General features: G+C 74.0%; 22 protein-coding genes. 16 read left to right on the forward strand and 6 right to left on the reverse strand.

All coding sequences use genetic code 11. The features are described 5' to 3' along the window. From feoB to MTF69_RS36985, 4 genes are all read left to right on the forward strand, one after another. Positions 1-1,344, forward strand: a 1,344-nt coding sequence (gene feoB, locus MTF69_RS36970; RefSeq protein WP_243340847.1) for a ferrous iron transport protein B, incomplete at its 5' end; no start/stop codon positions are given. Continuing rightward, positions 1,341-1,739, forward strand: a complete 399-nt coding sequence (locus MTF69_RS36975) for a helix-turn-helix domain-containing protein (protein ID WP_243340848.1) — start codon at positions 1,341-1,343, stop codon at positions 1,737-1,739. The genes feoB and MTF69_RS36975, both read left to right, overlap by 4 nt. Positions 1,740-1,765: 26 nt before the next feature. Next, positions 1,766-2,257, forward strand: a complete 492-nt coding sequence (locus tag MTF69_RS36980; RefSeq protein WP_243340850.1) for a MarR family winged helix-turn-helix transcriptional regulator — start codon at positions 1,766-1,768, stop codon at positions 2,255-2,257. Positions 2,258-2,425: 168 nt separating this feature from the next. After that, on the forward strand, positions 2,426-3,142 hold the full coding sequence (locus tag MTF69_RS36985) for a class I SAM-dependent methyltransferase (protein ID WP_243340852.1): 717 nt from the start codon (positions 2,426-2,428) through the stop codon (positions 3,140-3,142). Between the two features lie 122 nt (positions 3,143-3,264). On the opposite strand, the gene MTF69_RS36990 is transcribed toward MTF69_RS36985, so the two are convergent. Further along, positions 3,265-4,176 (reverse strand): alpha/beta hydrolase fold domain-containing protein, encoded by a 912-nt coding sequence (locus tag MTF69_RS36990; protein WP_243340853.1) that lies wholly within the window; start codon positions 4,174-4,176, stop codon positions 3,265-3,267. A 206-nt stretch (positions 4,177-4,382) separates the two neighbouring features. Between MTF69_RS36990 and tdh the strand changes: the two genes are divergently transcribed. The 3 genes from tdh to MTF69_RS37005 all read left to right on the forward strand — a co-directional run bounded on the left by tdh (position 4,383) and on the right by MTF69_RS37005 (position 8,088). Beyond that, positions 4,383-5,414 (forward strand): L-threonine 3-dehydrogenase, encoded by a 1,032-nt coding sequence (tdh, locus tag MTF69_RS36995; RefSeq protein ID WP_243340855.1) that lies wholly within the window; start codon positions 4,383-4,385, stop codon positions 5,412-5,414. A gap of 128 nt (positions 5,415-5,542) precedes the next feature. Continuing rightward, positions 5,543-6,745, forward strand: coding sequence for a glycine C-acetyltransferase (locus MTF69_RS37000; RefSeq protein WP_243340856.1), 1,203 nt, complete (start codon positions 5,543-5,545; stop codon positions 6,743-6,745). A 428-nt stretch (positions 6,746-7,173) separates the two neighbouring features. Next, complete coding sequence (locus MTF69_RS37005) at positions 7,174-8,088, forward strand: LysR family transcriptional regulator (RefSeq protein WP_243340858.1); 915 nt, start codon at positions 7,174-7,176, stop codon at positions 8,086-8,088. A 16-nt stretch (positions 8,089-8,104) separates the two neighbouring features. On the opposite strand, the gene MTF69_RS37010 is transcribed toward MTF69_RS37005, so the two are convergent. Further along, positions 8,105-8,875, reverse strand: coding sequence for an MBL fold metallo-hydrolase (locus MTF69_RS37010; RefSeq protein ID WP_243340860.1), 771 nt, complete (start codon positions 8,873-8,875; stop codon positions 8,105-8,107). A gap of 45 nt (positions 8,876-8,920) precedes the next feature. Next, a complete protein-coding gene (locus MTF69_RS37015; protein ID WP_243340861.1) occupies positions 8,921-9,700 on the reverse strand; it encodes a DeoR/GlpR family DNA-binding transcription regulator in 780 nt (259 codons plus the stop codon). Between the two features lie 231 nt (positions 9,701-9,931). Between MTF69_RS37015 and MTF69_RS37020 the strand changes: the two genes are divergently transcribed. From MTF69_RS37020 to MTF69_RS37040, 5 genes are all read left to right on the forward strand, one after another. Beyond that, on the forward strand, positions 9,932-10,834 hold the full coding sequence (locus MTF69_RS37020; protein WP_243340863.1) for an SIS domain-containing protein: 903 nt from the start codon (positions 9,932-9,934) through the stop codon (positions 10,832-10,834). Further along, complete coding sequence (locus tag MTF69_RS37025) at positions 10,831-11,667, forward strand: class II fructose-bisphosphate aldolase (protein WP_243340864.1); 837 nt, start codon at positions 10,831-10,833, stop codon at positions 11,665-11,667. Before MTF69_RS37020 ends, MTF69_RS37025 begins: the two co-directional genes overlap by 4 nt. Before the next feature lie 182 nt (positions 11,668-11,849). Then, positions 11,850-13,082: an LLM class flavin-dependent oxidoreductase gene (locus MTF69_RS37030; protein WP_243340866.1), complete on the forward strand. Its 1,233-nt coding sequence runs from the start codon at positions 11,850-11,852 to the stop codon at positions 13,080-13,082. Further along, on the forward strand, positions 13,079-14,143 hold the full coding sequence (locus MTF69_RS37035) for a zinc-binding dehydrogenase (protein WP_243340868.1): 1,065 nt from the start codon (positions 13,079-13,081) through the stop codon (positions 14,141-14,143). Before MTF69_RS37030 ends, MTF69_RS37035 begins: the two co-directional genes overlap by 4 nt. A 115-nt stretch (positions 14,144-14,258) precedes the next feature. Next, a complete protein-coding gene (locus MTF69_RS37040; RefSeq protein WP_243340869.1) occupies positions 14,259-15,449 on the forward strand; it encodes an acyl-CoA dehydrogenase family protein in 1,191 nt (396 codons plus the stop codon). A 68-nt stretch (positions 15,450-15,517) separates the two neighbouring features. Here MTF69_RS37040 and MTF69_RS37045 read toward each other — a convergent pair whose 3' ends face one another. Then, complete coding sequence (locus MTF69_RS37045; RefSeq protein ID WP_243340872.1) at positions 15,518-16,258, reverse strand: SDR family oxidoreductase; 741 nt, start codon at positions 16,256-16,258, stop codon at positions 15,518-15,520. Positions 16,259-16,430: 172 nt separating this feature from the next. On the opposite strand from MTF69_RS37045, the gene MTF69_RS37050 reads away from it, so the two are divergent. Genes MTF69_RS37050 through MTF69_RS37060 form a run of 3 tightly spaced genes read left to right on the forward strand, consistent with a single transcriptional unit; the run spans position 16,431 to position 21,080 of the window. Continuing rightward, positions 16,431-17,336, forward strand: a complete 906-nt coding sequence (locus tag MTF69_RS37050; protein WP_243340874.1) for an oxygenase MpaB family protein — start codon at positions 16,431-16,433, stop codon at positions 17,334-17,336. Between the two features lie 34 nt (positions 17,337-17,370). Beyond that, the gene (locus MTF69_RS37055; RefSeq protein ID WP_243340877.1) at positions 17,371-19,503 is read left to right on the forward strand and encodes a serine/threonine-protein kinase; all 2,133 of its coding nucleotides are present in this window, start codon (positions 17,371-17,373) and stop codon (positions 19,501-19,503) included. Beyond that, positions 19,500-21,080, forward strand: a complete 1,581-nt coding sequence (locus MTF69_RS37060; protein WP_243340879.1) for an NAD(P)/FAD-dependent oxidoreductase — start codon at positions 19,500-19,502, stop codon at positions 21,078-21,080. The genes MTF69_RS37055 and MTF69_RS37060 overlap by 4 nt, the downstream gene beginning before the upstream one ends. 23 nt (positions 21,081-21,103) lie before the next feature. Here the strand turns inward: MTF69_RS37060 and MTF69_RS37065 are convergent, their stop codons facing one another. Both MTF69_RS37065 and MTF69_RS37070 read right to left on the reverse strand, forming a co-directional pair. Further along, positions 21,104-21,547 carry a nitroreductase family deazaflavin-dependent oxidoreductase gene (locus MTF69_RS37065; protein WP_243340882.1) on the reverse strand — a complete coding sequence of 148 codons (444 nt, stop codon included), beginning with the start codon at positions 21,545-21,547 and terminating at the stop codon, positions 21,104-21,106. A gap of 78 nt (positions 21,548-21,625) precedes the next feature. Continuing rightward, positions 21,626-22,831, reverse strand: coding sequence for an FAD-dependent monooxygenase (locus MTF69_RS37070; protein WP_243340884.1), 1,206 nt, complete (start codon positions 22,829-22,831; stop codon positions 21,626-21,628). Between the two features lie 79 nt (positions 22,832-22,910). Here MTF69_RS37070 and MTF69_RS37075 point away from each other — a divergent pair, with 79 nt between their 5' ends. Further along, a complete protein-coding gene (locus MTF69_RS37075; protein WP_243340886.1) occupies positions 22,911-23,525 on the forward strand; it encodes a TetR/AcrR family transcriptional regulator in 615 nt (204 codons plus the stop codon). Positions 23,526-23,595 lie beyond the last annotated feature (70 nt).

Genomic DNA, 23,595 nt, shown 5'->3' on the forward strand with positions numbered 1-23,595 from the left:
GCTGCTATCGACACCGATGCCGAACTCCTGGTCGCCGAGGCCCGCTACGCCTGGGCGCACGCCGTCATCGAACGCGCCGCGCCCCGCCCGGCCGGGGCCCGGCCCACCCTCACCGACCGGGTGGACCGGCTGCTGCTGTCCCGCGGCTTCGGCATCCCGTTCTTCCTCGCCGTCATGTGGGGCGTCTTCCAGGCCACCACCGTCCTGGCCAAACCCCTCCAGGACGGGCTCGGCGACTTCGTCTCCGGACCCGTCAGCGGGGGCGCCGACCGGCTGCTGGAAGCCGTCCACGCGCCCGGCTGGCTGACCGGACTGCTGGTTGACGGCCTGATCAGCGGGGTGGGCCAACTGCTCACCTTCGTCCCGCTGATGATCATCATGTTCCTGCTGCTGGCCCTGCTGGAGGACTCCGGCTACTTCGCCCGCGCCGCGTTCGTCGCCGACCGCCTGATGCGGACCCTGAGGCTGCCCGGCCGCGCCTTCCTGCCGCTCGTCGTCGGCTTCGGCTGCAACGTCCCCGCCCTCGCCGGCACCCGGATCCTGAGCCGCCGTTCGCACCGGCTGCTCGTCGGCCTGCTCATCCCGTACATGAGCTGCACCGCCCGCCTCGCCGTCTACGTGATGATCGCGGGCGTCTTCTTCGGCTCGAACTCCGGCACCGTCGTCTTCCTCCTCTACGTCGCCTCCGTGCTGCTGGTCGTCGGCATGGGCCTGGTCCTGCGGCCCCTGCTGTTCCGGGACATGAAGGAGGAACCGCTCGTCCTGGAACTGCCCCCGTACCGGCTGCCCACCCTGCGGGTCACCGGCGCTCAGGTCTGGCAGAAGCTCGCGGCGTTCCTGCGCACCGCCGGCGGCATCATCGTGGCGACCGCGGCCGCCGTCTGGCTCCTCATGGCGATCCCGGCCGCGGCCGGCCACGGAGGCTTCGGCAAGGTCGACGTCGAGCAGAGCGTGTTCGGTACGGTCACCCGCGCCACGGCGCCCCTCGTGGCCCCGGCCGGCTTCGGCGACTGGCACGCCACGGCCGCGCTCGGCACCGGCCTCATCGCCAAGGAGGGCGTGGTCTCCACCCTCGCCCAGACCTACTCGGCCGAGGAGGACGGCGACCCCAGGCTCACCGCGAGCCTGCACGCCACCTTCGTGGAATCCTCCGGCGGGCACCAGCGGGCGGCCGCGCTCGCCTTCCTGGTCTTCATCCTCGCCTACACCCCGTGCTTCGCCACCCTGGCCGCGCAGCGGGCCGAGATCGGCACCCGGCTGACCGTCATCGGCTTCGGCATCCAACTTGCGGCGGCCTGGCTGCTCGCCGTGGGCGTCTTCCAGATCGCGAGGCTGGTGTGGTGAGCGGGACCGACGCAGACACCGGAGACACGGGGGCCAACGGGAGCACCGGGAGCACCGGTCCCCGCATGCTGCGCCGCCTGCTGCGCGCCTTCGAGGAGGCGGCCCCCGGCGAGGGCCTCGCGCAGATCGCCGACCGGCTGGGCATCGACCGGGCCGAGGCGGGGGACCTCGCCGCGTACTGGGTCCGCAAGGGCCGGCTGCGCCGCGAGGAGATCGGCGGCCGCGACTGCGGGGGCTGCCTGGCCGCCACCCGCGCCTGCACGGCGTGCCCCGGAGGCATCGCGCCGCTGGCTCCCGCGCGCCCGGTACTGGTCGCGCTGACCCCCGCACGCCCCCCACGGCCGGGGGCCCCGCACCGCCCACATCAGCGTGCGCAGCCCGACCCCCGGCGGTGAAACGAGGGGGAGATAGCGTCGTGATCATGAGACCGCTGACCGGCAACACCACCGACCAGGCGCCCGCTGATCCGGCCGCCACCGACGACATGCTGGCCACCCAGCCCATCGGCTACTGGAGTGGCCTCGCCCACGAGGCCGTCACCCGGCACCTGCGTGATGCCATGGCCCGGATCGACGTCACGCAGCCGCAGTACTGGGTGCTCAACAGGGTGAACGGCGGGTCCGAGGCTCCGAGCCGCGAGGAGGTGGTCGTCCAGCTGACGCCCCTCGCCGACGGTCCGCACGAGATCGCCCGTGTCGTCGACCAGCTGATCCACCGCGGCTGGCTCCGGATCGACGGCGGGCAGCGCCTACAGCTCACCGATGCCGGGGAGGCTGCCCGGGTGCGGCTGCGGGAGCTGGTGACCGAGCTGCGCGCCGTAGTCCACGAGGGCATCAGCGACGAAGAGTACGTGGCCGCGCTCAAGGTGCTGCGCAGGATGATCGCCAACGCCGGGGACAACAGAGACCCCTAGACTCCGCCCGCCGCCGCGCCCTGGTCCCGCCCCCCCCGAGTGCCCCGCGGGCTCTGTAGGGCGTCAGCCCCGTACGCCGTACGGACTGATCCGAACGCCTCCCCCGTCCGGGGGAGGTACGGGGCGGGGACCGACGCCCACGGCCCAGGGGCGGGCAGGCTTGCGGACATGCGACAGCAGTACGACACGTCAACGCCTCCGCCGGCCTTCTCGGTCGCCGACGCCTTCACCCTGAGCACGGCCCTGGACACCCTCGGCGGCGTCCGCGGCCTCGACACCCTCGACCTGGCCTGCGGACACGGCAGCACCACCCGGCTGCTGGCGAGCGGCGGGGCCCGCAGGACGGTGGGCGTCGACAGCTGCCCCGAGCGCATCCGCCGGGCCCGCGAGACCGGTGCGGACCTCGCGCACGCCGTCGAGTACGTCGTCGCGGACGCGGCGGCCGGCATGCCGGCCCTGGGGCCGTTCGACCTGGCCACCGCCGTGTACCTGTTCAACCAGGCCCACGACCGGACGGCTCTGCACGCCATGTTCCGCGCCGTACGGGCCAACCTGCGCCCCGGCGGGCGGCTCCTCGCCATCGTGCCGAACCCGGGGGCCTTCCCCTACGCGGACTGGGAGCCGTACGGGATCAGCGTCGTCGAGCGGTCTCCCGGAGGGGACGCCCCGCTGCTGCGGGCACGCCTGGAGACCGACCCGCCGGTTCCGTTCGAATGCCGCGAATGGGCCCACGCCGACTTCGCGGAGGCCGCCGCCGACGCCGGCTTCGCCACCGTGACCTGGCAGCCGACCCGGACTCCGCCCGCGTGCGCGACCCGGGACGAGACCTACTGGGCCCGCTACCGCACGGCCCCGGTGGGCTCCCTGATGAACTGCGTGGCCTGACGGGGCGCCCGAGCGCCGGCTGGGCCCTGCGGGGCTGTGTCCCCTACCTGCCCTTCCACCTTTCCCTGCGGCTCCGCCCCGGACCCCGCGCCTCAGACGCCGGCGAGGCTGGAATCAATTGCTCAGGACTCCGCCGCCGCCGAGCGGACCAGCTCCACGATCCGGTCGCGGGCCGCCCTGCCCTCCGGGATCTGCAGCAGCGGGTAGACGTGCGGCAGCCCCGGCTCCTCGATGAACTCCACCTCGGCGCCGGCCGCCCGCGCCCGGTTCAGCAGCTCGCGGCTGTCGGTCGTCAGGACGTCCCGGGTGCCCGTGAACACCGTCAGCGGTGCCAGCCCCGCGAACGACCCGTGCAGCGGGCTCACCCGGGGATCGTCGGCCGCCAGGTTGCCCGCGTACAGCCGCCCGGCCTCGCGCAGGCCGGGCCGGGCCAGCATCGGGTCGCCCGCCTCGATGGCCGCCTGGTCGGGGTGGCTCATGGACACGTCCAGCCAGGGTGAGATCAGCACGATCCGGGACGGCTGCGCCCCGTTGCGGTCGCGCAGCCGCTGCGCCGCGGCCAGCGCCAGCCCGGCGCCCGCCGAATCCCCGAGGAGCACGGTGCCGCCGGCGCCCCCGCTCGCGATCAGGCCGCTGAGCAGATCGGCGGCGACCGGGACGGTCCGGTCGGCGGTTCCGCGCGGGGCCAGTATGTACGCCGGTACGACGACCCGGGCCTGCGCCTGCGCGACCAGGGTCCGGATCAGCGACCAGTGCGGCCGGACCAGTTCGTTGATGTACCCGCCGCCGTGCACGTACAGCACCCGGGCGGCCGGTTCCGCGCCGAGCGGCGAGACCTCGTACACCGGCCAGGCCCCGACGAAGGTCCGCGAGACCTCCGCCACCCGGCCCAGCGACCGCGGGGGAAGGTGCGACGCCGGGCGCCGCATCGATTCCGCCACCCGGGTACGGACCGCCTCGGCGCTCCCGAACCGTCTTCGCCGTCCCGCCGCGATCAGCGCGACCGAAAGCGCCCTGCTGCGCAGACTCGGCACGCCCCTCACCTCCCCATTCCCGGCCCGGACCACTCCCCGGCCCCTGCCCGCCACCTGAGGAGCATAGGCGTGAAGCTGGGCTGTGGACCCGCTTAAGAAATCCTCGATGGACTGATCACCCGCAGGTCGGCAGATTGGTGCCGTCCGAACGCTGCCCGGCCCGCACGCCCCGTAGCGCTTCCTTCCGCATGCCTGGAGCCACCCCCATGAAGGCACTCGTCAAGCACAAGGCCGAGCCCGGGCTGTGGCTGATGGACGTTCCCGAGCCCGAGTACGGCCCCGGCGACGTGCTGATCAAGGTGCTGCGCACCGGCATCTGCGGGACGGACCTGCACATCCGCTCCTGGGACGGCTGGGCGCAGGGCGCCGTCAAGACCCCCCTCGTGCTGGGCCACGAATTCGTCGGCGAGGTGGCCGCGCTCGGCTCCGACGTGGCCGACATCGAGGTCGGTGCGCTGGTCAGCGGCGAGGGCCACCTGGTGTGCGGGAGGTGCCGCAACTGCCTGGCCGGGCGCCGTCACCTGTGCCGCAGCACGATCGGGCTCGGAGTGGGACGCGACGGCGCCTTCGCCGAGTACGTGGTGCTGCCCGCGCAGAACGTGTGGGTGCACCGGACGAAGGTGGACCTCGACGTCGCGGCGATCTTCGACCCGTTCGGCAACGCCGTGCACACCGCGCTCTCCTTCCCGCTGGTCGGCGAGGACGTACTGATCACCGGCGCGGGCCCGATCGGGATCATGGCGGCGGCCGTGGCCCGGCACGCGGGAGCGCGCAACGTGGTCATCACCGACGTCAGCCCGGAGCGTCTGGAGATCGCCCGCAAGGCCGGCGCCACCCTCGCGCTCGACGTTTCGAAGGCGACCATCGCCGACGCGCAGGCCCAGCTCGGCCTGCGCGAGGGCTTCGACATCGGCCTGGAGATGTCCGGCCGCGGCGAGGCCATGCGCGACATGATCGACAACATGACGCACGGCGGCCGGATCGCCATGCTGGGCCTGCCGGCGCAGGAGTTCGCCGTCGACTGGGCCAAGGTCGTCACCTCGATGATCACGATCAAGGGCATCTACGGCCGCGAGATGTTCGAGACCTGGTACGCGATGACCGTGCTGCTGGAGGGCGGGCTCGACCTCAGCCCCGTCATCACCGGCCGGTACGCCTACGGGGACTTCGAGACCGCGTTCGACGAGGCCGCGACCGCGCGCAGCGGCAAGATCATCCTGGACTGGACGCAGGCGTAGCGCGGGCGTTCAGCCCCCCGCCCCCCAGCCCCACAGACCATTTCCCTCCGGCCGGGCCCCGCACCACCCCCCTCCGCGGGGCCCGGCCCCCCTCCCTCCGCCGCACCAGGAGAAAGAGAGCACCGCACATGTTCGAGACCGTCCGCGCGGACCTCCGTACAACCCTCGACGAGATCCGCGCCGCGGGTCTGCACAAGCCCGAGCGCGTCATCGGCACCCCGCAGAACGCCGCCGTCGCCGTGACCTCGGGCGGCGCCCCCGGTGAGGTCCTCAACTTCTGCGCCAACAACTACCTCGGCCTCGCCGACCACCCCGAGGTGGTCACCGCGGCGAAGGAGGCCCTGGACCGCTGGGGCTACGGAATGGCCTCCGTGCGCTTCATCTGCGGTACGCAGGAGGTGCACAAGGAGCTGGAGGCGCGGCTCTCCGCCTTCCTCGGCCAGGAGGACACGATCCTCTACTCCTCCTGCTTCGACGCCAACGGCGGAGTCTTCGAGACCATCCTCGGCCCCGAGGACGCGGTGATCTCCGACGCCCTGAACCACGCCTCGATCATCGACGGCATCCGCCTCTCGAAGGCCCGCCGCTTCCGCTACGCCAACCGCGACATGGCGGAGCTGGAGACCAGGCTCAAGGAGGCCACCGAGGGCGGTGCCCGCCGCAAGCTGATCGTCACCGACGGCGTGTTCTCCATGGACGGCTACGTCGCCCCGCTCGCGGAGATCTGCGACCTCGCGGAGCGCTACGACGCCATGGTCATGGTCGACGACTCGCACGCCGTCGGCTTCGTCGGCCCCGGCGGCCGCGGCACCCCCGAACTGCACGGGGTCATGGACCGCGTCGACATCATCACCGGCACCCTCGGCAAGGCGCTGGGCGGAGCCTCCGGCGGCTACGTCGCGGCGCGCACCGAGATCGTCGAGCTGCTGCGCCAGCGCTCGCGCCCGTACCTCTTCTCCAACTCCCTCGCCCCGGTCATCGCGGCGGCCTCCCTCAAGGTCCTCGACCTGCTGGAGTCGGCCGACGACCTGCGCGAGCGGCTCGCCGCCAACACCGCGCTCTTCCGCACGAAGATGACCGAGGCCGGCTTCGAGATCCTGCCCGGCGACCACGCCATCGCCCCCGTGATGATCGGCGACGCGGCGGAGGCGGCCAGGATGGCGGAACTCCTGCTGGAGCGCGGGGTCTACGTGATCGGCTTCTCCTACCCGGTGGTGCCGATGGGCGCTGCGCGGATCCGCGTCCAGCTCTCGGCCGCGCACTCGACGGCCGACGTGGAGCGCGCGATCGCGGCGTTCATCGACGCGCGGGCTGCCCTGGCGGGCGCCTAGCCCTGAGTCCTGGCCGACCCCCGTTCGCCGCGCGCGGCGCCGTTGCCGGGGGCCGGCCCCCGGATCCCCCCGCTCCTCAAACGCCGGAGGGGCTGGATGTGGCCGGCGCCGGCGGGCACGTGATCGCCGGCGGTCCGGGAAACCCGCACAGCCGGCAGGCGATCGTCGGCGGTCCGGAAAATTCAGCCCCGCCGGCGTTTGAGGCGCGGGGTCCGGGGCGGAGCCCCGGGGAACGGCGGAAGGGTGGGTAGGGGACAGTGCCCCCGCCTCCGGTACCAGCCGGGACCGGCTGGACCTCCGACCGGTCCGCGCCGGCCCGGATGCCCGGGTGGGTGCGGGGCACCCCGACTCGGTTCTCAACGGCCCCGGCCCCGGGCCAGCCCGATCGGTCGGACCGGCTGGGCCCCGCGGCCTGCGAGAATGGCAGTGTGATCGACCCCCGGAGGCTGCGCATCCTGCGGGCCGTGGCGGACCACCGTACGGTGACCGCCGCGGCCGCGGCGCTGTACCTCACCCCTTCCGCCGTGTCCCAGCAGCTCGCGGCGCTCGAGCAGGAGACGGGGCACGCCCTGCTGACCCGCAGCGGCCGGGGCGTACGCCTCACCGCGGCCGGCGAGATCCTGCTCGGGCACGCCCACGAGGTCCTGGCGCAGCTCGAGCGGGCCGAGGCCGAACTCGCCGCCTACGCGGGCGGTTCGGCGGGCTCCGTCACCGTGGCGGCCTTCGCCACCGGCATCGCCGAGGTACTGGCCCCGGCCATCGCCCGGCTCGCCGTCGATCATCCGGGGATCCGGCTGCGCGTACGCGACGCCGAGGGTGACCAGAGCCTGCCGCTGCTGCTCGACGGCGAGGCGGACCTGGCCCTGGCCGTGGAGTACCGGGGCGCCCCCGGCGCCGACGATGGCCGGCTGTCCGTGCTCCCGCTGTACGCGGAACCCTTCGACGCGGTGCTGCCCGCCGGCCACCCCCTCGGCGATCTGCCCGAGGTGCCGCTGGCCGGTCTCTCGGACGCCGACTGGGTGGGCCAGTACCCCGGCAATCCCTGCCACGACGTCATGCAGCTCGCCTGCGAACTCGCGGGCTTCCAGCCCCGGCTGGTGCACTCCTCCGACGACTTCCGCGCCGTGGTCGCGCTGGTCGGCGCGGGCGCCGGGGTCGCCCTGGTGCCCCGCTCGGCGCTGCGCGGCATGGAGCTCAAGGAGGTCCAGGTCCGCCCGGTGACCGGCCCGGCGGCGACCCGGCGGGTCTTCGCGGCCACCCGGCGCGGCGCCGAGACGCATCCGCTGATCGCCCCCGTCCTGGCCGCCCTCGCCCGCGAGGCCGGGCGGCTCCCGGCGCACTGACGGGCCAGCTGACGGGCTACCCGACCAGGAACACCGCGCCCGGCGCGGCGTGGTCGACCGGTCCGGGGTAGCGGGCCGAGGCGCGGGACACGGCCTCGGCCGGATCCAGGTCCCGGCCGACGTGCGTGAGGACCAGCCGGCGGGCGCGGGCCGCGCGGGCGGTGTCGCCGGCCTCCTCGGGGGTGTGGTGCACCGGTTCGCTCCCGGCCGGGTGCGCCGGGCTGTCGGCCTCGCACAGCAGGAGCGTGCAGTCCTCGGCGAGCCGGTTCAGGGCCGAACAGGGCGCCGTGTCCCCGGAGTACACGAGGGACCGGCCTCCCGAGTCGGCGCGCAGCGCGAAGGCGGGCATGCCGTGGGACACCGCCCGGCTGGTGAGGCCGAGCGTCCCGGCCCGCGCGCGGTGGCCGTCGTACAGCTCGTGGACCTCGAAGGCGGCCTCGACCGGTCTGCGGTCCGGGCCGTTGGTGAGGAACCCCGCCAGCCGGCCGGCGATGCCGGGAGGCCCGTAGAGGGGGAGCGGCGCGGGCCGTCGTACGTCGGCGTACAGCAGGCCGTAGTACGCGGTCAGCAGGTCGGCCGTGTGGTCGGCGTGCAGGTGCGAGATCCATATCGCGTCGAGCTCGCCGAGTCCGACGTGGCGTTGCAGCGGTCCCAGGGTTCCGCTGCCCGCGTCGACCCAGACCCGGGCGCCGCCGCCTTCGAGCAGGTAGCCGGAGCAGGGGTTGTCGGCGCGGGGGTAGGGAGTCGCACTGCCCAGGACGGTGAGCCGGAGGTGATCGTCTGCCATCGTGGGAGTCTAGGCCGCGCGGGAAACCGGCCCCCGGCCGTGCGCTCAGGCGCGGATGACCTCCACGCCCGCCGCCTCGAAGGCCTCGGCCACCGACGGGGACAGGCCGGTGTCCGTCACCAGCACGTCCACGGCGTCGGTCGAAACGATGCGGGCGAAGGCGCGGACGCCCAGCTTGCTGGAGTCGGCCGCGATCACCACGCGGCGGGCGCGCTCGCAGAGCAGCCGGTTCATGGCGGCCTCGTCCTCGTGGCGGGTGGCGGCCCCGTCGGCCGGGTCGAAGGCGTCGACGCCGACGACGGCGGTGTCCACGGAGAGCTGCCCGAGCACCTCCATGGCCAGCGGGCCGGTGAGCTCGTAGGACTGGGGCCGGGCCACGCCGCCGGTGAGCACGATCTTGAACTGCGGTCTGATGACCAGTTCACCCGCGATGTTCAGCGCGTTGGTGACCACGGTGAGGGCGGGGGAGCCGGTGGCGAGGTCGGGGCGGGCGGCCAGTGCACGCGCCACCTCGGTGGTCGTGGTGCCGCCGGTCAGGCCGATCACCTCGCCCGGGACGATCAGCGCCGCGACGGTCTCGCTGATGCGGCTCTTCTCGGCGGCCCGGCGCGAGGTGCGGTAGCGCAGCGGGAGCTCGTACGAGACCCCGTGCAGGACCGCTCCGCCGCGCGTGCGGACCAGCAGCTGCTGCTCGGCGAGCTGGTCGAGGTCGCGCCGGATGGTGGCGGCGGACACGCCGAGGGCCTCGGCGGCGGGCTCGACTTCCAGCTCGCCCCGCTCCACCAGCAGATCCAGCAGTGTCTGCCAGCGTTCCTTGCGGGTCATCGGCCGCCCCTTCGGTCTCTACTTCGGTCTCGTCTTCGATCGTGGCTTCGATCGCGTCTTCGCTCGTGTTCTCGGTAGTCGCTTGGCCGTTCGCTTGGGCGCTCCCGCTTGGCCTACACGTCGAGATTAACGCAGGAGATCATCCCTGAGATGCTTGAAGTTGCGTGAAAGAGCCCACTATCTTGCAGGAACACGCATTCAGGGGTGCACGCACCGCGCTAGGGAGCCGCCATGAGCCATGTCGCGTACGAGTTGGGCACGCAGCCCGCATGCTGGGAGCGGGCCGCCGCACTGGCCCCGGAACACCGGGGGGTGCTGCCGCGGCCGGGGGAGCGTACCGCGATCGTCGGATGCGGGACCTCGTACTACATGGCCCAGGCCGCCGCCGTGTTGCGCGAGGAGGCCGGGCAGGGCGAAACCGACGCCTTCCCCGCCTCGGAGTTCCCCCGCCACCGGCGCTACGACCGGGTCGTCGCGCTGACCCGGTCCGGGACCACCACCGAGGTCCTCGACCTGCTGGCCGGGCTGCGGGACGCGGGCGTGCCCACCACCGCCGTCATCGGGGACCCCGCCACCCCCGTCATCACCCTCGCCGACGAGCTCGTCGTACTCGACTTCGCCGACGAGCAGTCGGTCGTCCAGACCCGCTTCGCCACCACCGCCCTCACCCTGCTGCGCGCCCACGTCGGCCTGCACAGCTCGTCCGTGGTCGCCGACGGGCGCGCCGCACTGGCCGACCCGCTCCCCGCGGAGCTGGAGACCCGGGGCCAGTTCACCTTCCTCGGGCGCGGCTGGAGCGTCGGACTCGCCAACGAGGCCGCGCTGAAGATGCGCGAAGCCGCCCTGGCCTGGGCCGAGTCCTACCCGGCCATGGAGTACCGGCACGGCCCCATCAGCGTCTCGGCGCCCGGCACCGCCACCTGGTCGCTCGGCGACGCTCCCGAAGGGCTCGCCGAACAGGTCCGGGGGACCGGAGCCCAGTGGGTGGCCGGGCACCTCGACCCGCTCGCCGAGCTGGTCCGCGTACACCGTCTGGCCGTCGCCGTCGCCGCCCACCAGGGGCTGGACCCGGACGCGCCGCGCAATCTGACCCGCTCCGTCATCCTCACCACGGGTGAGGAGGCCGTCCGATGAGCCTGGTCCCCGCCGGCACGCTCGTCCTGGAGGCCGCGGCCCGGGGCCGCGCCGTCGCCGCCTTCAACATCATCACGCTGGAGCACGCCGAAGCGGTCGTCGCGGGCGCCGAATCGGCCGGACTGCCCGTGGTCCTCCAGCTCAGCGAGAACGCCGTCAAGTTCCGGGGCGGTGCCCTGCTGCCGATCAGCCGCGCCGCCGTGGCCGTCGCCGAGGCCGCCGGGATCCCGGTCGGGCTGCACCTGGACCACGTCAAGAGCTCCGAACTGCTGCGGCAGGCCGTGGACGCCGGATTCAGCTCGGTCATGTACGACGCCGCGCACCTCTCCTACGCCGAGAACCTGGAGGCCACCCGCTCCGCCGCCGACTGGGCCCACGTCAACGGCCTCTGGATCGAAGCCGAACTGGGCGAGGTCGGCGGGAAGAACGGGGCCGCGCCACTGGACCCGCACGCACCCGGCGCCCGTACCGACCCGGACGAGGCGCGGCGGTTCGTCGCCGACTCCGGGGTGGACGCACTGGCCGTCGCCATCGGCAGCAGCCACGCCATGACCAGCAGGACCGCAGCCCTGGACCACGTGCTGCTCGGACGCCTCGCCAAGACGGTCGACGTGCCGCTGGTGCTGCACGGTTCCTCCGGTCTGCCGGACACGGAACTCGCCGCGGCCGTCGCCGGCGGCATCCGCAAGGTCAACATCGGCACCGCGCTCAACGTGGCGATGACCCAGGCCATCCGCACGCATCTGACCCCCGCTGATCCCCGCCCGTATCTGACCGCCGCACGGGAGGCGATGGCGGCGACGGCCGCCGCCATGATCAGCGCCCTGAACTGACGGGCACGGGTACCGGGGGGACTTCGTCTTCCTCTGTACCCGAGCGGCGGCCCGCGGGAGTCCTCCCACTCAGTGGGAGGACGGACGCGGCGGCATTGAAGCCGTGCCCCGGGCGGTGTTTCGTCGGATGCCGGAGCAGAGCAGGCGCCGCCGAGGGAAGGCCACCGCACATGCCACCGCACATGCCGCAGCACGTACCGCAGCACGTACCGCCGCACGCGTCCGCGCACATGCCGCGGCAGCAGCCGCAGCCGTATCTCCCGCACCGCTTCGGGGTGTTCCTCGCCCCCTACCACCGGCCCGACGGCGACCCCGCGCTCCAGCTGCGCCGGGACCTCGACCTCGCGGCCGACCTCGACCGGCTCGGCTACGAGGAGCTGTGGGCCGGTGAACACCACTCCGCCGGGTACGAGATCATCGCCTCGCCCGAGGTGTTCCTCGCCGCGGCCGCCGAACGCACCAGCCGGATCATGCTCGGCACCGGGGTCAACTCCCTGCCCTACCACCAGCCGTTGATCCTCGCCGACCGGATCTGCCAGCTCGACCAGCAGTCCCGGGGCCGCGCCATGCTCGGTGTCGGACCGGGCCAACTGCCCTCCGACGCCTTCATGATGGGCGTCGACCCGCTCCGCTCCCGCGCGATGATGGCCGACTCGCTCGACGCCATCGTGCGGCTGCTGCGCGGGGAGACGGTCACGGCCGCCACCGACTGGTTCGCCCTGGAGGAGGCCCGGCTCCAGCTCGGGCCCTACCGGGGCCGGGAACTGGACGTGGCCGTCGCCTCCGCCGTGTCCCCGACCGGGGCGGTGCTCGCGGGACGCCACGGGGTCGGGATGCTCTCGCTCGCCGCCGCCGACCCCACCGGGTACGCGGTGCTCGACGCCAACTGGGCCGCCCACGAGCGGGCCTGCGGCGAGGCCGGCCGCCCCGCAGACCGCTCCACCTGGAGGCTGGTCACCCCGGTGCACCTGGCCGAGACCCGCGAACAGGCCCTGCGCGAAGCCGAGTACGGCACGCCCGACATCGTGGACTACATCGAGAAGCTGAGCGGGACCCGCCTCGACGGCTGCGCCACCCCGGCCGGCGCCGTCGAGCGGTGGACCACCGAAGGGCTGCCCACCTTCGGCCGGGCCGTCATCGGCGCCCCCGAGGACGCCGTGCGGCGGATCGGGCAACTCGCCGAGAAGAGCGGCGGATTCGGCACCTTCCTCATCCTCCGGCTGGACCTCGCCGAGCCCGCGGCCGCCCTGCGCAGCCTGGAGCTCTTCGCCGAGCGGGTCGTCCCCCGGCTCACCGGCCACACCGAGGCCCGCCGGGCCAGCCTGGAGTGGGCCGGGCGCAACAGCGAACGGTTCGTCGGGGCCGTGCGCCGGTCCACGATGGAGGCCATCGCCCGCAAGGGGGAGGTCCGTTGAGGGCCGCGGTGCTCGAAGACGGCGTGTTCCGGGTACGGGAGCACCCGGATCCGGTGCCCGGCCCCGGGCAGGCGCTCGTGGAGACGGCCGCCTGCGGGATCTGCGGCTCCGACCTGAGCGCGGTCGAGCACACCGCCGAGTTCCTGAAGGCCTCCCGGGACAGCGGAACCACCAGCTTCCTCTTCGACCCGGACCGGCCGCTGGTGATGGGCCACGAGTTCTCCGGCCGGGTCCTCTCCTACGGGCCCGGCGCGACCGGCCCCGAACCGGGCACCGGGGTCGTCGGCCTGCCCTGGGCGGTCGACCCGGACGGGGTCGTGCGGACCGTGGGCTACAGCAATGCCTTCCCCGGCGGATTCGGAGAACGGATCGTCGTACAGGCCCGCGCCCTGCTGCCCGTCCCGCCGTCCCTGGACCTCGCTCTCGCCGCCCTCACCGAGCCGCTGGCCGTCGGCTTCGGCAACATCGCCCGGAGCGCGGCCGGAAAGGACACCCCGGCCGTGGTCATCGGCTGCGGCCCGGTCGGCCTCGGGGCCGTCGCCGCGCTGCTGGAGCGGGGCGCCGGACCCGTGGTGGCCTCCGACCCGTCCGCGCTGCGGCGGGCGGCCGCCCTGCGGCTCGGCGCGCACGCGGTGGTGGACCCGGCCGCGCAGGACCCCGTACGCCTCTGCGCGGAACTCGCGGGAGTCCGCCCGCGGCCCACCGTGGTGGTGAACTGCGTGGGCGTGCCCGGCATGCTGAACCAGCTCCTGCACACCGTCCCGCGCGGCACCGAGATCCTGCAGATCGGCGGGGTGATGACCGAGGACGTGATCCGGCCGGTGGTCGGCATCTACAAGGACGTCACGATCCGCATGTGCCTGACCTACCCGCCCGAGGAGTTCGGCGCCACCCTCGCCCGTCTCGCCGACGGCCGCATCGACCCCGCGTCCCTGGTCACGGGAGAAGCGGGCCTCGGCGGGCTCGACGCGGCCTTCACCTCCCTGCGGCGGCCGGAGGAGCACATCAAGGTCCTGGTCCGGCCCGGACGGGACGGAAGCGAGGTCGTGGCGGCCCGCTGACCGCCCTGCCGGCTGCTCGCCGGCCCTTCCGGATTCTTGGAACAGGTTCTAGTCTGCCCCCGCGGCGGCGGCGGACGGCCGCGCGACCTTGAGCCACGAGAGACCCGGAGGGGCCGTGCACCTCGAATACACGCCTGAGCAGCAGCGGTTGCGCACCGAGCTGCGCGCCTACTTCGCCGAACTGATCCCGGACGACGTCCACGCCCGGTACGAGGACCCGGCCGAGCAGAAGCGCTTCTACCGGGAGACCATCCGCCGGCTCGGCGCCGACGGCTGGCTCGGGGTCGGCTGGCCCAAGGAGTACGGCGGGCGCGGGATGTCGCCCATGGACCAGTTCATCTTCTTCGACGAGGCCGCACAGGCCGTCGTACCGCTGCCGCTGATGGCCCTCAACACCGTCGGGCCGACCATCATGCAGTTCGGCACCGACGAGCAGAAGGCGTACTTCCTGCCCAAGATCCTCGCGGGCGAGATCGACTTCGCCATCGGCTACAGCGAGCCCGACGCCGGCACCGACCTCGCCGCCCTCAAGTGCAAGGCCGTCCGCGAGGGCGACGAGGAGACCGGCACCTACGTCGTCGACGGGCAGAAGATCTGGACCACCAACGGGGACACCGCCGACTGGGTCTGGCTCGCCGTCCGCACCGACCCGGACGCCCCCGCCCACAAGGGCATCACCATGCTCCTCGTGCCGACCTCCGACCCCGGTTACTCCTGCACCCTCATCAACACCCTCGCCTCGCACGACACCACCGCCAGCTACTACGAGAACATCCGCGTCCCCGCGAGCCGCCGCGTCGGCCAGGAGAACAAGGGCTGGCGACTGATCACCAACCAGCTCAACCACGAGCGCGTCACCCTGGCCGCCCACGGCACCATGGCCATCCGCGCCCTGCACGACGTCCAGCGCTGGGCCGCCGAGACCAAGCTCGCCGACGGCCGCCGCGTCATCGACCTCACCTGGGTCCGCGGCCGCCTCGCCCGCACCCACGCCCGCCTCGACGCGATGAAACTGCTGAACTGGCAGATGGTCAACGCCGTCCAGGACGGCGTCCTCACCCCGCAGGACGCCTCCGCCGTCAAGGTCTACGGCTCCGAGGCGCGCAGGGACGCGTACGCCTGGCTGATGGAGGTGGTCGGCGCGGCCGGCTCACTGAAGGACGGATCCGCGGGCGCGGTCCTGCACGGCGAACTGGAACGCGGCTACCGCAGCGCCGTCATCTTCACCTTCGGCGGCGGCAACAACGAGATCCAGCGCGAGATCATCTCGTGGATCGGCCTCGGCATGCCGAGGGTGCGCCGCTGACCGGCTCCCCGTTCCCGGGCCGCATCGGGCGGCCCGGGCGGCCCGATGCGGCATCGGGCGGTCAAGGATCAGACCTGCCCGGCTCCGCCGTCCACGAACAGTTCGATTCCGGTGATGAAACTGCTCTCCCGCGAGGCCAGGAACAGGGCCGCCGCGGCCACCTCCTCGGGGCGTCCGGGCCGGCCGAGCGGGACTCCGGCGGTCGCCCGCTCGCGTACGTGCGCCGGGGCACCGGCCAGGGCCGGAGTGTCGATCGGGCCCGGGCTGAGGGTGTTGACCCGGATGGAGCGCCCCGCGAGCTCCAGTGCCAGGCTGCGCGCGAGGGACCGTACGGCCGCCTTCGTGGCGGCGTACACCCCGTACCGCGTGGACGCCGAGGAGCCGGCGGCCGAGCCCAGCAGGATCACCGAGGCGCCGTCGCGCAGCAGCGGCAGGGCCCGCTGGACGGTGAAGAAGGCACCCCGGAAGTTGAGGTCCGCGGTGGCGTCGAACTGCTCCTCGGTGAACTCGGCGAAGCCACCGGGCGGGCCGCCGCCCGCGTTCACGACCAGCACGTCGATCGCCTCGCAGCCCGCGGCGGCGACCGCCGCGTAGAGCCGGTCCAGGTCCGCGACGCGGGACGCGTCACCGCGGACGGCCACCGCGCCCGGGCCCAGGCCGTGGACCGCCGCGGCGAGTTCCTCCGGCCGCCTGCCGGTGACGAAGACCCGGGCGCCCTCCTCCACGAAGCGCCGGGCCGTCGCCAGGCCGATGCCGGACGAACCGCCCGTGACGACGGCGACCAACCCTTCGAGCTGTCCCGTACGCATGACCGTGCCTCCGCGTCCCGAGGGGAGGCGGGTGCGGTCCGCCGGCGGGAAGCCTAGTGGGGCGTACGGGCGTGCGTGCGGCCGTTCGGTGGAATGCTGGAAGGGCGAACAGAGCGCACAGGGTCTCACCTGCCCGGGTGCACCGGGGCGAGCGACAGGGGAGCAGCCGGACATGGACGAGAACGCGGGCCCCGATCCGGGGCTCTACGGCCCCGGCTCCGTGACCTGGCAGTGCCACGGCGACCCTGTCATGTGGATCGCGGGGGTCCGCGCGCTCTACCTCCAGGCCCTGCACCCGCGTGCGGTCCGCGGGGTCATGGAGAACAGCTCCGCCTTCAGCGGGGAGAACGGCGGCGACGCCTGGGGACGCCTGCTGCGCACCGCCGACTTCGTCGGCACCGTCACCTACGGCACCACCGAGGCCGCCGAACGGGCCGGCGCCCGCGTCCGCAAGATCCACACCATGCTGTCGGCGACCGATCCGGCCACCGGCGCACGGTTCCGCGTGGACGAGCCCGAGCTGCTGCTCTGGATCCACTGCGCCCAGATCGACAGCTTCCTGCACGTCCTGCGCCGCTCCGGGGTCCCGCTCAGCGCCGCGCAGGCGGACCGCTACGTGGCGGAGAACCGCGTCAACGCCCGCCTCGTCGGGCTCGACCCGTCCGGGGTACCCGAGGACACCGCGGCCCTGGCCGCCTACTTCGACCGGATCCGCCCCGAACTCGCCGCCGGCCCCGACGCCCGCGCCGTCGACGCCTTCCTGTGCGCCCCGCCCATCCACCCCCTCCTCGTCCCTGGCCGAAACCTGGTGTGGCGCCCGCTCGCCGCCCTCGCCTACGGATCCCTCCCCGACTGGGCGCACCAGCTGTACGGCCGCCCCGCACCGGCCCCGCGCAGCGTCACCCGCCGCCTGCGTCTCACCGGTAGCCTGCTGCGCAGCATTCCCGCAGGTCTGCGCTGGCAGCTGCCTCCAGGTCACATCTTGAAAGCGATGCGCCGCATGGGCCCCGGGAGCCGCCCCGCGCCGTACACACTGCGTACATCAGCGGCCATACTGGACCGGCCGGGGAGGGCGTAGGACGCAGGGCGACACACGGGGGCGACTTCAAAACATGGCGGAGTCCAGACTGATCCACGGCCGGTACCGGTCGCTCGACCTGATCGGCCGCGGCGGCATGGGCGAGGTGTGGCGGGCCCGCGACGAGTCGCTGGGCCGGCAGGTCGCCGTCAAATGCCTCAAGCCCATCGGGCCCGAGCAGGACACCCACTTCACCCAGGTGCTGCGCGAGCGCTTCCGCCGCGAGGCGCGGGTCGCCGCCTCCCTCCAGCACCGGGGCGTCACCGTCGTCCACGACTTCGGCGACGACAGCGCGGCCGGCGGTCCCCTCTACCTCGTCATGGAGCTCCTCGAAGGCCGCAACCTCAGCCAGCTCCTGGAGGACAACGACGCGCGCCCGCTCCCCGTGGACGTGGTCATCGACATCGCCGAGCAGATGGCGGCCGCCCTCGGCTACACGCACGAGCAGGGCGTCGTCCACCGCGACCTGAAGCCCGCCAACATCATGCGGCTCACCGACGGCACGGTGAAGATCTGCGACTTCGGCATCGCCCGGCTGGCCGCCGACATCGGCTTCACCGCGAAACTGACCGGCGGCGGCATGGCCATGGGCACCCCGCACTACATGTCGCCCGAGCAGATCGCGGGCGGCGAGGTCGACCACCGCAGCGACCTCTACTCCCTCGGCTGCGTCCTGTACGAGATCGCCACCGGAGCCCCGCCCTTCGACCTCGGCGACTCCTGGTCCGTGCTGGTCGGCCACCGCGACACCGCGCCCGTGCCGCCGCGCGAGCACCGCCCCGAACTGCCGGCCTCCTTCGAGCGGCTGGTGCTCGACCTGCTCGCCAAATGCCCCGAGGACCGCCCGGGCGACGCCCGCCACCTGCACCGGCAGCTCGTCGAGGCCCGGCTCGGCCCCGGCGCGGCGACCGGAGCGCACCCGCCGCTGCCCGGGTGGGCGAACGGGATGACCGCCGGACGCAAGGCCGGCATCGAGGCCCGCCCCGCCAGCGGGGAGTGGGCCGTCCTCACCGGTTCCTGGACCGCCGCCCGCCCGGGCGGGGAGCACCCGACGGCCGCCGGAGCCGCCGCCGCCGCCACCGGCACCGGCCCCGTCCCCCCGCCCGCGCCGACCGTCGTACGCCCGCGTCCGGCCGAGGACCCCCGGCTCACCGCCGCCTACGGGTTCCCGCGCGGCCCCGGCCCCGCCGAGGATCCTCGGGGGGGCGTGGCCGCGCTCGACGCCGGCCACACGCGGGCCTTCGCCCTCAGCCGGGCCGGCCGTACCGAGGAGGCCCTCGCCGGGTACGCGGCCGTCGCCGCAGGACGCGCCCGGGTGCTCGGAGCGGACCACCCGGACACCCTGGCCGCGCGGCAGGAGGCGGCGTACGAGACGGGCCTGCTCGGCCGCCACCAGGAGGCGTACGAGGGCTACCGCGCGGTGCTCGCCGCCCGCGAGCGGACCGTGGGCCGGATCCACCCCGACACCCTGCGCTGCCGCCACAACCTGGCCTGCGCGCTGGGCGCCCTCGGGCGCTTCTCCGAGGCCCACGCCGCCGCCGCCGAGGTGGCCGCCGACCGGGCGGCCGTCCTGGGGGCGGAGCACGCGGACACGCTGCTGACCCGGTACGAGGTGGCGTACGCGCTGGGCCGCCTCGAACGCTGGGAGGAGGCCCTGGAGGCCTTCCGGCAGATCGCGGCCGTACGGGAGCGCGTGCTCGGCCGCGACCACCCCGACACGCTGGCCGCGCGCTACGAGGCCGGGATCGCGCTCGGCCGGATCGGGCGCTCGGCCCAGGCCCTGGAGCTGTTCCGGGACCTGGTCCGCGACCGCACCCGCGCCTACGGGGCCGCCGACCCGGAGACGCTGCGGGCCCGGCACGTCCTCGGCGTGAACCTCGGGCGCCTGGAGCGCTGGGAGGAAGCGGTCGCCGAAGCCCGGGAGGTGGGCGGGGCACGGGCCCGCACGCTGGGCGCCGAACACCCCGACACCCTGGTCAGCCGGCGCGAACTCGCCGTGGGACTGGGCCGGCTGGGCCGCTGGGACCAGGCGCTGCCCGTCTACCGGGAACTCTCCGGCATCCGCGAGCGGTCGCTGGGCGACGACCATCCGGACACGGTCGCCGCCCACGCCGACGAAGCGCACTGTCTGGAGCGGCTGGGGCAGGTGTGTTACCAAGAGCCATGACGACCTCGCGGGGCTTCGGGCACGACGTGTACGACGCGGTGATCGTGGGCGGGGGCCACAACGGCCTCGTCGCCGCCGCCTACCTGGCCCGGGCCGGCCGATCGGTCCTCGTCCTGGAGCGGCTCGGCCGCACCGGCGGGGCCGCCGTGTCCACCCGCCCCTTCCCGGGCGTCGACGCCCGCCTGTCCCGCTACTCCTACCTGGTCTCGCTGCTCCCCGCGAAGATCGTGCGCGAGCTGGGGCTGGACTTCGAGGTGTGCAGGCGCACGGTCTCCTCGTACACCCCCGTCGAGCGCGCCGGACGCCCCGGCGGACTGCTGGTCGGCGGCGGCGAGGCGCGCACCCGGGAGTCCTTCGCGCGGCTGACCGGCTCGGAGCGGGAGTACGAGAACTGGCGCGCCTTCTACGGGACCACCGGGCGGGCCGCGAGGCGACTCTTCCCGACGCTGACCGAACCGCTGCCCACACGCGCGGAGCTGCGGGCGCGGCTGGATGACGAGGCGGCCTGGCGGATGCTGTTCGAGGAGCCGATCGGACGGGCCGTCGAGCGGGAGTTCGCCGACGACCTGGTGCGCGGGGTCGTCCTCACCGACGCGCTGATCGGCACCTTCGCCGACGCCCACGACCCGGGCCTGGCCCAGAACCGCTGCTTCCTCTACCACGTCATCGGAGGCGGCACCGGCGACTGGGACGTACCGGTCGGCGGCATGGGCGCGCTCACCGACGCACTGGCGGCGTCCGCGCTGGCGGCCGGCGCGCAGATCGCCACCGGACACGAGGCGCTGCGCATCGACACCGACGGCACGACCGCCCCGGCCGAGGTGACCTTCCGTACGGCGACGGGCGAGGGGAGGGTCGCCGGCCGGGTGGTGCTCGTCAACGCCTCGCCGCGGGCGCTGGCCGAACTGCTGGGGGAGGAGCCGGCGCAGCCGGCCCCCGAGGGGGCCCAGCTCAAGGTCAACATGCTGCTGCGCCGCCTGCCCCGGCTGCGGGACACCTCGGTGGACCCGCGCGAGGCCTTCGCAGGCACCTTCCACGTCGCGGAGGGGTACGAACAGCTCGCGCGGGCCCACGCAGAGGCCGCCGCCGGCGAACTGCCCTCCGTACCGCCCTCGGAGATCTACTGCCACTCGCTGACGGACCCGACGATCCTGGGGCCCGAGCTGGCGGAGCAGGGCTACCAGACCCTGACCCTCTTCGGACTGCACACCCCGGCGCGGCTGTTCGGGCACGACAACCAGGGGGCACGGGAGGTGCTGCTCGCCGCCACGCTCGCCCAGCTCGACGCCCACCTGGCCGAACCGCTCACCGACTGCCTGGCCTTCGACGCCGACGGCCGCCCGTGCATCGAGGCCAAGACCCCGCTCGACCTGGAGCGCGAACTGCGCCTGCCCGGCGGGCACATCTTCCACCGGGACCTGTCCTGGCCGTACTCCGACTCCGGTGAGGGCGGCGGCCGCTGGGGCGTGGAGACCGCCCACCGCAATGTGCTGCTGTGCGGCGCGGGGGCGGTCCGCGGCGGCGGCGTCAGCGGGGTCCCCGGCCACAACGCGGCGATGGCGGTACTGGGGCACTGACGCCGGGCGCCCGCCGGTCCGTCTCAGAGCACGGGGTCGATCACGACGATCGGGATCTCCCGGCTGGTCTTGGTCTGGTACTCGTCGTACGAGGGCCAGTGCTTCACCATCTGCGGCCAGAACCCGGCACGCTCTTCGGACGTCGCGGTCCGCGCGATGCCCTGCCGGACCTCGGGACCGACCTGCACCCGGACCTCGGGGTGCTCGGTGAGGTTCCGGTACCAGAGCGGGTCCGCGGGGTCGCCGCCCTTGGAGGCGACGATGAGGTAGCGGCCGTTGTCCTCGCCGTAGATGAGGGGGGTGCGCACCGGCTTCCCGGACTTGCGGCCGATGGTGGTGAGCAGCAGGGTCTGGGTGTTGTTCCAGTACTGCCCCTCGGTCCCGCCCGAACCGACGTACAGCTTGACGTGATCCAGGGTCCAGCCGGGCTTGGGGTCGATCGGGTTGTCCCAGTCGATGTCGGTCATATGGCTCCGCCTGCCTTCGTGTTGAACGGTCAACGAACCACAACAACGAGCGTAGACGCCCCAGGGCACGGTCGTGACCTAGTGCGGAAGCGCGAAGCCGTCGAAGAGGTCGTCCAGCGCGCGCCGCGCGGCGCGGGCCGGGGTGGCGCGGACGGCGAGGTCGCGGGCGGCCACCGCGAGGGGGTGCGTGAGGGCGGCGACCCGGCCCGCGCGGCGCGAGCGGACGCGCAGGGCGTCGGTGCGGGCGCAGCGGGCCGCGCTGTAGGCGGCCAGGGCGGCCGGTACGTCGGCTCCGTCCAGCAGGTGCGCGAGGACGGCGGCGTCCTCGACGGCCTGGCACCCGCCCTGGCCGAGGTTGGGGGTCATGGCGTGCGCCGCGTCACCGAGCCACGCCAGCCGGCCCCGGTGGAAGACGGGGAGCGGGGCGGCGAGGTCGTACAGGTCGTGCTGGAGCACGGCCGCCGGGTCGATCCGCTCCAGCAGGGCGGGGATCGGGTCGTGCCAGGTGCCGTAGCGGCGCAGGAGTTCGGCGCGGACGTCGGCGGGCCGGTAGCTCTCGGGGACGACCGCGGTGGCGTACAGGTACACGCGGCCGTCGGCGAGCGGGACGACGCCGAAGCGCTCCCCGCGGCCCCAGGTTTCTGCGGCGGCGGGCACGGGCGGGCCGCCGGCGGCGAGGACGGTCCGCCAGGCGGTCTCCCCGCTGTAGTGCAGGCCGGGATGGGCCGGGAAGTACTGGCGGCGGATCGGGCTGTGGATGCCGTCCGCGGCGATCACGACGTCGGCGGTGAGGGGCTCGGCGGTGAGAGCGCCGGCCGAGGTGTGGACGACCGGACGGCCGTCCGCGCGGTCGGTGCCGTCCGTGCCGTCCGCGTCGTCGACGGCGGTCACGGTCGTGCCGTACCGGAGGGTGCCCTCGGGGAGCGCGGCGGCCAGGGCGGCGGCGAGGGCCGTGCGGTGCACGGCGAGCGGGGGCCGCCCGTACCGGGCGGTCAGGGCGGCGCCGTCGGCGCGGCTCAGCAGGCGGCCGCCGGAGCGGCGCAGGTCCATCGCGGCGGGGGTGGCGTGCCCCGTCGCGCGGGCGGCGTCGAAGCCGATGGTGTTGAAGCCGATGGTGTCGAAGGCGCGCAGGGCGTTGGGGGCGAGGACGATTCCCGCGCCGACGGCGGACGGAGCCGTCGCGCGTTCGCAGACGGTGACGTCCCAACCGCGATGGTGCAGGGCCACCGCCGCGGCGAGTCCGCCGATCCCCGCACCCACCACCACCGCACGACGTCGAGTCATGACCATTCCTTCCCCGCTCCCCATGCCCTCTACAGCTGTAGAGGGCATGGCCGTCACTCTACATCTGTAGAGTGACGGCATGCACTCCCCCGAGCGCGGAAGCGACCGCAGAACCCTGATCGCGGACAGCGCGATCGACCTCGTGGCCACCGCCGGGCTGCGGGGTCTGACCCACCGGGCGGTCGACGGCGCGGCCGGGCTTCCGGCGGGCAGCACCTCGTACTACTTCCGTACGAGGACGGCGCTGATCGGCGCCTGCTACGCGCGGCTGGCCGAACTGGACCTCGGAGACTTCGACGGGGGCGCCACGCCTTCGCCCTCGCCTTCGCCTTCGCCTCCGCCGGCGGACCGGGACGCCGTCGCCGAGGCGATCGCCGCGCTGCTGTACCTCTGGCTGACCTCGGGGCGGTCGCGGCAACTGGCGCGCTTCGAGCTGAGCCTGGAGGCGGCACGGAATCCGGAGCTGGCCACGGAACTCCACCGGGCCGGCCAGGGCTCGCGGGACCGGGCCGCCGGGATCCTCGCGGCACTCGGCGCGGCCCGGCCGGGCGAGTCCGCCGAACTCCTGGTCGCGTGGGCCGACGGACTGCTCTACGACCGCCTCGCGGGTGCGCTCGCCCGCTCCCGCCCCGCGCCGGACCCGGCCGAACTGACCGCGGTGGCCCGCAGGATGATCGACGCGGCGCTCGCCTAGATGATTGATTCCAAGGGGTAGCTGTACGGACGCGAGGGTGCCCACTCTCAGTTTGTGACGACCGAGATAG

Origin of the sequence: Streptomyces sp. AP-93 (assembly GCF_022808175.1) — a bacterium.
In the GTDB taxonomy this organism is placed as follows: domain Bacteria; phylum Actinomycetota; class Actinomycetes; order Streptomycetales; family Streptomycetaceae; genus Streptomyces.

Bases quoted from the DNA above. Each gene is read 5' to 3' on its own strand.
- MTF69_RS36980 (WP_243340850.1), top strand. From the start codon at position 1,766: ATGAGACCGCTGACCGGCAACACCACCGACCAGGCGCCCGCTGATCCG.
- MTF69_RS36985 (WP_243340852.1), top strand. From the start codon at position 2,426: ATGCGACAGCAGTACGACACGTCAACGCCTCCGCCGGCCTTCTCGGTC.
- tdh (WP_243340855.1), top strand. From the start codon at position 4,383: ATGAAGGCACTCGTCAAGCACAAGGCCGAGCCCGGGCTGTGGCTGATG.
- MTF69_RS37000 (WP_243340856.1), top strand. From the start codon at position 5,543: ATGTTCGAGACCGTCCGCGCGGACCTCCGTACAACCCTCGACGAGATC.
- MTF69_RS37010 (WP_243340860.1), bottom strand. From the start codon at position 8,875: ATGGCAGACGATCACCTCCGGCTCACCGTCCTGGGCAGTGCGACTCCC.
- MTF69_RS37015 (WP_243340861.1), bottom strand. From the start codon at position 9,700: ATGACCCGCAAGGAACGCTGGCAGACACTGCTGGATCTGCTGGTGGAG.
- MTF69_RS37020 (WP_243340863.1), top strand. From the start codon at position 9,932: ATGAGCCATGTCGCGTACGAGTTGGGCACGCAGCCCGCATGCTGGGAG.
- MTF69_RS37025 (WP_243340864.1), top strand. From the start codon at position 10,831: ATGAGCCTGGTCCCCGCCGGCACGCTCGTCCTGGAGGCCGCGGCCCGG.
- MTF69_RS37030 (WP_243340866.1), top strand. From the start codon at position 11,850: ATGCCGCAGCACGTACCGCAGCACGTACCGCCGCACGCGTCCGCGCAC.
- MTF69_RS37045 (WP_243340872.1), bottom strand. From the start codon at position 16,258: ATGCGTACGGGACAGCTCGAAGGGTTGGTCGCCGTCGTCACGGGCGGT.
- MTF69_RS37050 (WP_243340874.1), top strand. From the start codon at position 16,431: ATGGACGAGAACGCGGGCCCCGATCCGGGGCTCTACGGCCCCGGCTCC.
- MTF69_RS37055 (WP_243340877.1), top strand. From the start codon at position 17,371: ATGGCGGAGTCCAGACTGATCCACGGCCGGTACCGGTCGCTCGACCTG.
- MTF69_RS37060 (WP_243340879.1), top strand. From the start codon at position 19,500: ATGACGACCTCGCGGGGCTTCGGGCACGACGTGTACGACGCGGTGATC.
- MTF69_RS37065 (WP_243340882.1), bottom strand. From the start codon at position 21,547: ATGACCGACATCGACTGGGACAACCCGATCGACCCCAAGCCCGGCTGG.
- MTF69_RS37070 (WP_243340884.1), bottom strand. From the start codon at position 22,831: ATGACTCGACGTCGTGCGGTGGTGGTGGGTGCGGGGATCGGCGGACTC.
- MTF69_RS37075 (WP_243340886.1), top strand. From the start codon at position 22,911: ATGCACTCCCCCGAGCGCGGAAGCGACCGCAGAACCCTGATCGCGGAC.